The organism is Providencia sp. (assembly GCF_003533305.1).
In the GTDB taxonomy this organism is placed as follows: Bacteria; Pseudomonadota; Gammaproteobacteria; order Enterobacterales; family Enterobacteriaceae; genus Providencia.
On the sequence record NZ_DOEH01000003.1, the window covers coordinates 47,118 to 57,152 of the forward strand.

Below are 10,035 nucleotides of genomic sequence, written 5' to 3' on the forward strand. Positions count from 1 at the left end.
ATAAGGATCAGGTTATAATATGAATTATTAATTCATATTACTTAGGGTGTTTTATTTGTAATGTTTTCAAGTTTTAAAAATAAAAATATTTCTTATCTTTAAGAATTATTGAAAATTTATATCTTGGCATCCTCTATATTATTGCGATAACTATCACAGAACTGTTTTTTTCTTCGCCAATTTAATTGCTAAATAATGCCCTACTGATGATAATGTTACCCGTAACTTGTTACCGGTAACATTTGTATCGGTTTATAAATATAATCAGATAAGACCATTTTAATACCTGAGGAGTTTCCTATGAGTGATACCCAAAATCAAAACTATACATTTGTCTTAATGGGGGTATCGGGTAGCGGTAAATCCGCGGTTGCTAACGGTGTCGCACAACAATTAAATGCGGCTTTTTTAGATGGCGATTTTTTGCATCCTAAAACGAATATCTTAAAAATGGCGTCAGGACAGGCATTAAATGATGATGACCGTAAACCTTGGTTAGTTGCGCTTAATAGTGCGATTTTCGCGATGCAAAGAACCAATGCAGTTTCTTTAGTAGTTTGTTCTGCGTTGAAAAAAAGTTATCGCGATATTTTACGAGAAGATAATAAAAATCTTTATTTTATCTACTTGAAAGGTGATGCGATTGTCATCGAAGAGAGATTGAAAGCGCGTAAAGGGCATTTTTTCAAACCCGAAATGTTGAAATCCCAATTTGATACGTTACAAGAACCAAGTGCAGAAGAAACAGATGTTCATGCTGTTGATATTCGTCCATCTTTAGAAGATGTGATTGCGAACACCTGCTCTGCAATTCGTCATGTTATGACTGAGGGCTGACCATGAACACAACTGTTGAAACATTAAGCACCATGACATTGGTATTGACCGCTGTAGGTTCGGTCGTTTTACTTTTATTTTTAGTGATGTACGCGCGTTTACATGCATTTGTTGCATTAATGATAGTCTCTATCGGTGCTGGTCTATTTTCCGGTATGCCAGTACAAGATATCACTGAAACAATGCAAAAAGGCATGGCAGGTACACTCGGTTTTCTGGCTATTGTTGTCGCACTCGGTGCTATGTTTGGTAAGATTTTACATGAGACCGGTGCGCTTGATCAGGTAGCAAATAAGCTTCTGAATCTTTTTGGTGAGAAGCGAGCGCACTATGCGGTCGGTGTGGCTGGATTAATTTGTGCATTACCACTTTTTTTCGATGTGGCAATTGTTTTATTGATTGGTGTTGTTTTTGCGGTAGCAAATCGCACGGGCCACAACGTTGTTCGCCTTGCTATACCACTATTTGCTGGGGTTGCGGCGGCTGCGGCATTCCTATTGCCGGGACCAACGCCTATGTTGGTGGCCTCACAAATGGGTGCTGATTATGGTTGGATGATCTTAATTGGTCTTTGCGCTGCGATCCCAAGTATGATTTTAGCGGGTCCTTTTTTCGGTAGTTTTATCAGTAAATTTGTTCATATTGATATTCCTGCGGATTATCAGGCACCAAAAACAGAACAAGGTAGAATGCCGAGTTTTGCATTCAGCTTATGTTTAGTGCTATTCCCACTCGTGTTAGTCGGCTTAAAAACGATTGGTACACATTTAGTTGAGAAAGGTTCAAATCTAGAACATTGGCTAGAGTTTATTGGTCATCCATTTACTGCATTATTATTAGCTTGTTTGTTAGCTATCTATGGTTTGGGGTTCCGTTACGGCTTGAACAAAGAAAAAGTGATGGAGATTTGTTCAGCTGCAATTCAACCTGCTGGTATTATCCTGCTTGTTACCGGTGCTGGTGGCGTATTTAAACAAATTTTAGTGGACTCCGGCGTAGGCCCTGCGTTAGGGGATTCGTTGATTGGTGCAGGTTTACCAATTGCTATCGCGTGTTTTGTATTAGCGGGGGCTGTCCGTGTCATCCAAGGATCTGCGACTGTGGCTTGTTTAACGACGGTCGGTTTAGTTTTACCTGTGATTAGTGAGCTAGGTTATTCTGGTGCTCAGTTAGCGGCTTTAGCTATTTGTATTTCGGGTGGATCTTTGATCCTCAGTCATGTTAATGACTCAGGGTTTTGGTTGTTTGGTAAATTTACAGGTGCAACTGAGGCTCAAACATTAAAAACTTGGACTGTAATGGAAACTATTTTAGGTACTACGGGGGCGATTGTGGGAATGATTTTCTTTGCATTCTTATAACCCTGTTCTAGAGAGTATTAAAAATTAGCTGAGTTAAACTCTTTAAATTAGAACGCCTACTGTTAAGTAGGCGTTTTTTGCTTATTACCCTAGGGTGATTTTAGGAATAATAATTTCATTGTACCGTTGTGCAATATTAATGGATTTAACGTTGCCTGAGGATAACGCAATATGCCGTGTAAAAAATGGCGTTAATCCTACGTCGTGGGTAGAAAAGAAAATAATCGCATTATCTAGTTCAAATTCTTTTTTCATTAAATTAAGAAATTCGAGTGCATCATGGGATGCCATAAATGAAGTAGACTCATCGAGAAAGATAATTTCTGGTTTCTTGAGTAATGTAAGTGCAAGCTGTAATTTTTGCTTTTCACCAGTAGAGGCGGCGACATCATTAATTAAGGTATCATCCAAAGTTTCTTTACTAATGGGTAAGGTTGGGCAACATAACTTGGTGATATGAATAATCATCGAATTATCAAAAACACCGTGGAAATTAAAATTATCACGGATACTGCCATGAATAAATGTCGAGACACCACTGTGGTAGGAAACTTTTTCTGCGAAAAAGCACTGAGAAATTTCATCGATATTGACATCATTGATCGTGATATCACCTGATGAGTGTGCTGATGTGCCACAAAGTGCTTTTATTAACGATGTTTTTCCCGATCCAGAGACACCCGTAATACCAATAATATCGCCTGAATGAGCTTCAATATCCAGCTGATTAATAATGGTCTTACCGTTAATGTTAATCGTAAGATTTTTTGCACTGAAATGCGCCACAGAATCTGTTGTTATGCCATTAACTTTGAAGTGGACCCGTGGGTTAGTTGTTAATTGATTAATGCTCGATTTAATGTGAAATAGATGTGTTTTTACCATAAATAAGCGGTTAATAGCGCCTGTAATGGAACTTGAAAGACGACCATTAATTATCATAACAGCAATCACCGAAGCTAAGCTTAAACTACCATCTCCGATAGCCAAATAGCTGGCTATATACATGACTATCATGGACAAAAATGTATTTACCTTGATAACTTCCATCCAATGATGATTAGCTTCGTTAAGCTTTAATTTTATTTTTTCATCTTCATTAGTTTTTACATTAATATATTGCTTAAAATGAGTATTATTAGCAAAATAAAGCTCGTGCTTTTTTTGTTCTAAGGAGTAGTACATTGCTGATTTTTCATAGTTAAGACTATTAGCGCGTAACATATTTTTATATGAACGAAAACGAATGTGCAAACATAGAAAAATAAACCCTGCATAGTAGGCGAGTAGTAATAGCGAATATAGGCCTAACATGCCAATAATACAAAAGGAAAATAAAATGGCTAATCCAATATCATAAATTATTTGAGGTTTGATTTCCCATAATTGTAAAATAGAGGCTTCTGTTGTTCTGATTTTTATGGAGGCACTTTTACAGCTAGCCTGTTTTAATAAATTGACAAAATAGCGATTAAAAATACCAATGTTAAGCTTTATTTTTTTAATGTTTTGTTCGTGAATAATATGTTTGATAAAAAATTCTAAGCCAATAACGAAAATGAAAATAAAACTGATATACAATAAAGAACTTACAGATTCGCTATAGACTAACCGAGAGTTAAAAAGGTTTGAGTATAATGGCAGTAGCAGCGCAAACACAATTAAAGGTAATGAGAATAAACTAGACTTTGGTGTTAGGTTGAGTAGCGATTGATATATACCATCTTCACTAAGTTTTTTTTCATGAGAAGAAAATGAAAATAAATTTTTACTTTCAATTAGTTGTGGTGTTATAGCTAGTTCGGTTGTTAAGTTAGTCAACTGACCACTTTGATTTTTGATGATAATATATTTTCCATCTTTTATCTCCATAATGAAGAGTAAAGGTAGTTTTTTCTCACTGAAATCAATAATTGGGATATATTGATAAGTAAAGAAATCGTTATCAATAAACTCGTTGATATGATTCAGAATATATTTATTATCATACGAAATTGCAGGAGTGGTAAAAGGCTCTCCTAATATCTTAAAGTATTGGTTAATTATATCATGGAAATTACTTTCTTTCATTTTCTTCACTTTTAAGGAAGCAAGCATTAACACCGTCACTATCTTCAACAGGTTTTAAGGCTTTAATCGAAATGTTTGGTGTGTTTTTTTTAATTAAGATCGTATTATAAATGGTGTAAGTCATCGCGGCATCTAAGGATATATTATTGCCATAGCTGCAATAGACATCAATAGATTTAACTTTATTATTATCAATTAGCTTTAATGTATCATGGCTAAATGTTAATGATTTTATCATGCTATTACCGTTGCCACCTCCATAATTACGGCTATTACTATCGTTATTGCTATTATTGATTTCTGTGGAATCTTCTAGTTTATCGTCTTCAATTCCCATCAATGTAGCTTTTCCTTTATTTTGTTCGGCAGCCATGGTGCTCGATAATACATTGGCAAGAAGTACCGCCATCAATAAGGTCATGGTTGCCACAGCAGCGGATAATGCAGAGATAAAACCTAGCATGGGGTCACCAAACGTTAAATGTAATGTTATCGCTAATTAATGCGGTTAAATAATTAAGAACAGAGATTTTTTTACTTGATATATAGATCATGACAGGCAAGCCATCGTGTTCCGGCAAGATCATCGTATCCTGCTCTGGTGTAATTTGTACGGAATAAAAACGTTCTTGATTCATTTTTTCACGGTCATTAAAGGAGTCAGCACTAATTTTAGTCACTTTTCCGTGAATGATTTTTTTAAATCCAGGGGAATTCACAACTATTTTTGCAGAGAGCTGAAGTGTAATAAAAGGACGGTATTTTGCCAGTATTTTACCTTCAATAACTCTAGCATTTTGTTGTTTTTTAATAACCATTATTAAATTTGATGCTTCAACATATGAGCCTTTTTCTAAATCTTTTTCAATGCTTAATACAATACCATTGGCTGGCGATAACACACTGTTTGCCCTTATCTTATTTCTCAATAGTTCCATCTGCCCACTATTTTCTAATTTCTCTTTTTTGAGTCTATTGAGCTGAGTTTCATTTTCTTGAATCTCATTGATAAGACGAGCAGTATATTTTTTTTCGGACAGTGCGATTTCTCGTAATAATCCTTGAGAATTTAATTCGCCAGTTGTCATAAGGGCATTCGTTCTACTGATATCTGCATTGTTATTCAATTTTTCAATTTCAGGAGCATGTGCATTTTTTAGTAGAATCTCTTTTTTTTTCAAAATATTAATTTGATTTTCTAATTCACTTGATTCTTTAATTTGTGCAATATATTTAGCTCTTAAATTGTTTATTTCCATATGTAATAGAATATATTCATATAATTCTCTGTATGCACTTAATTTTTTGCTTTTTAAGCTACTTGAGACTGAAAAATATTCAGACTCATTACTAATTTCCCCATCAAGAATTTTATTCAACAAATTTTTGTTTTCTTCTAACTCATTAATTTTCTCATTAGAAAAATCGACTAAATTAGTTAATGTTTTTTCTTGATGAAATACATCTAAATTTGTATAGGAAAATAAAATTTGGTCTTTATTTACCTTATCCCCTGTTTTAATATTAAATTGATTGATAAATCCAGATGCAGGGCTTACTATCTCTAATCTATTTGATACCCCAGAGATGATACCTTCCCCTGGTGAAGAAATTTCAATTTTAGCTAATAGTATATAACCGATAAATATAGATGTTATACCAATTAGTATTTTTACTTTTTTAGATAATTGATACGGTTTTTTAAAATTAATTTTCAATTTCGATTAATTTCCCTGTTAAATGGATGTATTCCATCTTATTTTTCATATCTTCGATCATAAGTTCAGCAATGCGTTTCTCCATTGTTAGCATATCAAATAAAGTATTTACCATTTCATAGAAAGAAGATTGCGATATTTCATATTCTCTTTTTTGACTTTTAATAATAGAATGCATCGTTTTACGTTGCTGTTGCAATCCGGATAACTCTGCTGTATTTGAATTAGATATCAATTTTAGATTTTTAATTTTTGCGGCTGATTCCTTATATTTATAATCAGCTTTAGTTTTTGTTGCTTCATATAATTTTAGTTGAGATTTTTCATTGAGTACTTTATCTATATCAAAAACGTTTAACTTTACCTCCATGCCCATGTAAGACTCGTTACGATTTCTGGTTTGATCAAGATACCGTTCTTCGGCGATGAGACTAACATTAAGGAAAGAGTTTTGCTGATAAGCATTTTCTCTCATGGTATCAGCTTGCATACGTAGTATATTATATTCGGTATTTTGCTGAGTATTCTCACTATCAATAATGGTAGATTCTAGGTTTTTTAGTAAGACTTTTGGAATTTTAACACCTTCAGGCGGAAAAATAATTCCCGATGAAAGTTCAACATTTGATTTATATTGTTCAATTTCTCTTTCTATATTTTGTAGTTCTGCTTCAATTCGTTGGATTAACAAAGAAGCCTGTTCTACATCACTGTATTTAGCTATACCACTTTTATATCGATGAGTAATTAGCTTGAAAATATTTTTAGCATCACTATTTAGATTAGCTGTTGTTTTAGTTAGCTCATTGAGATAATAAATTCCAATTAGATTATTAGTTGTAGATGCATAAAGCTCTTCTTTTTCTTTATTTAGTGATAGCTCTGAAACTTTTAATCTTAGGTTTTTTTCATTGAAGCGATGACTTAATGTACTATCATATACCAACGAAGTTGCAGTAATGTTGTTACTTACACTGCTATCACTATTTTTTATTTTTCCTGAAGCTGATATTTTCGGAAGGTAATAATAATCTGTCTGTTTGGCTTTGAGGTTTTCAGCTTCCAACTCTAATGTTTTTATTTTGATCGGGTTTGAGTTTTCTAATACACGATTAATGAAGGAGTGAAAGCTTTCAACATCCTGAGTAGCTATACTATAACTTGATGATAATAGGCAAAATAATAACCCTAAAGTGATATTCTTAGTACGCATGTGCTACTCCATTGATAATAGTGTTAATAATTTTTTTCTGCTTTCAATGGTGTTTTCTTTTAGCCATTGCGTGGTGTGTTCAATTCTTGACATTTCCTCTGATATTTTTTCATTCTCCGTTTTTCGAGTTATTTGTTCTTCCAATAAATAGGTGGCTAATTTTATTTTCCAGTCGTCATCAGCCGTTTTTATTGATTTTAAAACCGATAAATTTTGTTGTGCTGTGGTGCATAAAGTTAAGAGATGTTCTGAAATTTCACTAGCTAGATCGTTATTTTCAGATGTGGAAATCACTTTTTGCGCTATATTTATATTTACTTTTTGTAATGTATTCAGTGTTTCTTGGATATTATTGAGCTCTTCTGTATATGTTGCTGTTTTTTCTTTTATTTTTTTACTTTCTTTTTGATAGAAAAAGTGAAAGAAATTCAAACTTACTAGTAGCAATACTGAAATAGAGACGCCAAGAATGGATGTTAAGAATGCAAAAGACATTGAATTAAGCGCCATAGAGATAGATGAAATCATGGCATTCATTTTCTCTGAAATATCTCCATCCCCTCCAAGTGATGCTGAAATAGCAGTGATCATCCCTGTTAATCCAATAAAAGTACCGATTAATCCTAATGACACAGTTACCGATGCGGATAGCTTTGTTTGGTTTGAAAGGAGTATATAGTTACTTTGCTTATTTTTATTACATAAGCGATGAAATAAAAAAATAATGAGAGGGTAAATATAAATTCCAATCATAGTGTAGCTTATTTCTGGAGCGAGTAGTAAACATTGCTGAATCATTTCTCGTACTGATTGTAATAAAAAACAAGCGAGAAATGTTGCGGCATAAAAAAATAGTCCAAGATAATACATTTTATTTATAATCCCAATAAATACATGAGTTCCAACCTGGGCAATATTCACTTGTTCCTTGTTTTAGAACAACTTCCTTATTAATTCCCAAGTTTTTAATTAGTGATGCCATATAAAGAAGGTTATAGGTGCTTTTTTCTTTGCTGTGGCTTATTCGATCATTTATATAACTGCTTATTATTATTTTTTCATTCTTTGACTTTATTATTTCATTGTTTAGTAAGGATATTTCACTATTTGATAAATGAATTCCCCCCTTGAAATAAATTCGTTTTTTTTGTAGGTCTATTTGAGTCTCTTCAAATCTTAATTCACCATAATTAATATAGGTTTCTGCGGTTTTCATTCCGCTAAAAATAAATACCATGGAGACTAAAATTATGATACATAGCGTTCCACTTAACCCATCAACCATAGGTGCTAGTTCTTCATCTGAGCTGTCATCATCATCTTCTTCTATCATTATAGTTTCAATGCCATTATTAATTTAGGTTTATATTATATTCGCTATTTAAATTAACTCACTTGAGTTTAAGCTCAAAAGAAAGGAGTATCAGACCAATTTATGTTAGCTGAAATATTATCGTTAATTAAAGGTATATAATAATTTCATTGATGACGGCTAACTATTATTAGCTGAATAATCCACTTTTAACATAATGAAATAGAATATGATTAATGAAATTGGCTCGATTGAATCAAAAAATATAGAAATTAAAAAATTTAAAGTACAGGGGCTTGATTTAATCGTAACGAAGCCTGACGGCTCCATTGAAGTTATTAAAAATGGATTGTCTGAAATTATTTTAGGTAATATGAGCTTATCGACTGAGCAAGGGACTATTCTTTCACAAGATGAAATTTTATCATCTATAACATTAAATGTCGGTGCTGATGCGGTTTATATCAAAGAGCAGTTTACGAGTGATACTGTCGAGTTTGCTGATAGCCAGAACATGTCAAATAATAATGAGGAAGGGGTTAACGAACAGAAAGTATTTGGGGATAAGCTGGCAGAGCTAAATCAACAAAACCAAAAACTCGAGCAAACACTTCATATGCTGTCATCAGAAAAAGCTGAACAAGAGGCATTATTGAGCTCGTCACTTACAAAATTAACGGAAGTGAAAAAACAATTAAATCAAAAATCAGAAAAACAAAATCAAGATACCTCAAATGATATCTCTTTTTCTTCGCCCTCTGTATCCACGACCACCCAAGGCAATTCTTCATCATCATCTTCTTCTTCTCAACCTGCAAATAATTCACCTATCACTCCATTGATCGTTAAGCCAAAGATTCAGGCTTTTATTCGAGGGGAATTAAGCGAAGAGTCTGGGAAAAAAAGCGACAATATTTCGAATACTAGCACGCCAACATTTATCGGAATTGTTTCTCCCGATAGCCAGGCTCACTTATCGATTAATGGCGTGAAATACCCTATCAAAGCAGATAAAGATGGTAATTGGTCACTAAAGATGATCCACCCTTTAAAAGATGATCTCTATGAATATACACTGATGGCATCAAACGGAGTGGACAAACCCGTTACGGTGAGTGGCAAATTTACGGTTGATACGCGGTTAGATAGCCTTTTTGTTTGTTTAGATGAGCATTCGGATAGTGGCATTTTAGGGGATAAATTAACCAATAATAAGCTCCCTACTTTTTCAGGAAAAACAGAAGCGGGTAGTCGAGTTACATTAACCATTGCAGGGCAAACATTACAGACAATTACGGATACGCAAGGTATATGGCGCATTAGTGTTGAAAAGCCACTGGTAGATGGAGAGGCAATATATCAAGTAACGGCTACGGATGTGGCCGGCAACAGCAAAACATTAACTGAGTCCGTGCAGATCAAAACGACATTGTTGCCGACAACCCTGCAACTAAATGGTCGAGCTGACTTTCTCACTCATCAAACCACCCCGACATTATCGGGGCACTCGGAAGCGCATGCTGA

General features: G+C 33.9%; 9 protein-coding genes. 3 read left to right on the top strand and 6 right to left on the bottom strand.

Annotation, left to right across the window (positions count from 1 at the left end; translation table 11 throughout):
* Positions 1–300: 300 nt before the first annotated feature.
* Positions 301–837, top strand: a complete 537-nt coding sequence (gntK, locus tag DD649_RS00740; protein WP_336428606.1) for a gluconokinase — start codon at positions 301–303, stop codon at positions 835–837.
* Between the two features lie 2 nt (positions 838–839).
* A complete protein-coding gene (gntU, locus tag DD649_RS00745) occupies positions 840–2,198 on the top strand; it encodes a gluconate transporter (RefSeq protein WP_294101424.1) in 1,359 nt (452 codons plus the stop codon).
* An 84-nt stretch (positions 2,199–2,282) separates the two neighbouring features.
* On the opposite strand, the gene DD649_RS00750 is transcribed toward gntU, so the two are convergent.
* Genes DD649_RS00750 through DD649_RS00775 form a run of 6 tightly spaced genes read right to left on the bottom strand, consistent with a single transcriptional unit; the run spans position 2,283 to position 8,532 of the window.
* Positions 2,283–4,268, bottom strand: a complete 1,986-nt coding sequence (locus DD649_RS00750) for an ATP-binding cassette domain-containing protein (protein ID WP_294101427.1) — start codon at positions 4,266–4,268, stop codon at positions 2,283–2,285.
* Entirely contained in the window at positions 4,255–4,731 is a 477-nt protein-coding gene (locus tag DD649_RS00755; protein WP_336428609.1) for a hypothetical protein, read from the bottom strand. Before DD649_RS00755 ends, DD649_RS00750 begins: the two co-directional genes overlap by 14 nt.
* A gap of 4 nt (positions 4,732–4,735) precedes the next feature.
* Positions 4,736–5,986 (bottom strand): HlyD family efflux transporter periplasmic adaptor subunit, encoded by a 1,251-nt coding sequence (locus DD649_RS00760; protein WP_336428611.1) that lies wholly within the window; start codon positions 5,984–5,986, stop codon positions 4,736–4,738.
* Positions 5,976–7,199, bottom strand: coding sequence for a TolC family protein (locus DD649_RS00765; RefSeq protein ID WP_294101440.1), 1,224 nt, complete (start codon positions 7,197–7,199; stop codon positions 5,976–5,978). Before DD649_RS00765 ends, DD649_RS00760 begins: the two co-directional genes overlap by 11 nt.
* A 3-nt stretch (positions 7,200–7,202) precedes the next feature.
* On the bottom strand, positions 7,203–8,120 hold the full coding sequence (locus DD649_RS00770; protein ID WP_294101441.1) for a hypothetical protein: 918 nt from the start codon (positions 8,118–8,120) through the stop codon (positions 7,203–7,205).
* A complete protein-coding gene (locus DD649_RS00775) occupies positions 8,071–8,532 on the bottom strand; it encodes a hypothetical protein (RefSeq protein WP_294101443.1) in 462 nt (153 codons plus the stop codon). Before DD649_RS00775 ends, DD649_RS00770 begins: the two co-directional genes overlap by 50 nt.
* Before the next feature lie 208 nt (positions 8,533–8,740).
* On the opposite strand from DD649_RS00775, the gene DD649_RS00780 reads away from it, so the two are divergent.
* Positions 8,741–10,035: Ig-like domain-containing protein (locus DD649_RS00780; protein WP_294101445.1), on the top strand; the 1,295-nt coding region annotated here is incomplete at its 3' end.

Bases quoted from the DNA above. Each gene is read 5' to 3' on its own strand.
- DD649_RS00755 (WP_336428609.1), bottom strand. From the start codon at position 4,731: ATGCTAGGTTTTATCTCTGCATTATCCGCTGCTGTGGCAACCATGACC.
- DD649_RS00750 (WP_294101427.1), bottom strand. From the start codon at position 4,268: ATGAAAGAAAGTAATTTCCATGATATAATTAACCAATACTTTAAGATA.
- DD649_RS00765 (WP_294101440.1), bottom strand. From the start codon at position 7,199: ATGCGTACTAAGAATATCACTTTAGGGTTATTATTTTGCCTATTATCA.
- DD649_RS00775 (WP_294101443.1), bottom strand. From the start codon at position 8,532: ATGATAGAAGAAGATGATGATGACAGCTCAGATGAAGAACTAGCACCT.
- gntU (WP_294101424.1), top strand. From the start codon at position 840: ATGAACACAACTGTTGAAACATTAAGCACCATGACATTGGTATTGACC.
- gntK (WP_336428606.1), top strand. From the start codon at position 301: ATGAGTGATACCCAAAATCAAAACTATACATTTGTCTTAATGGGGGTA.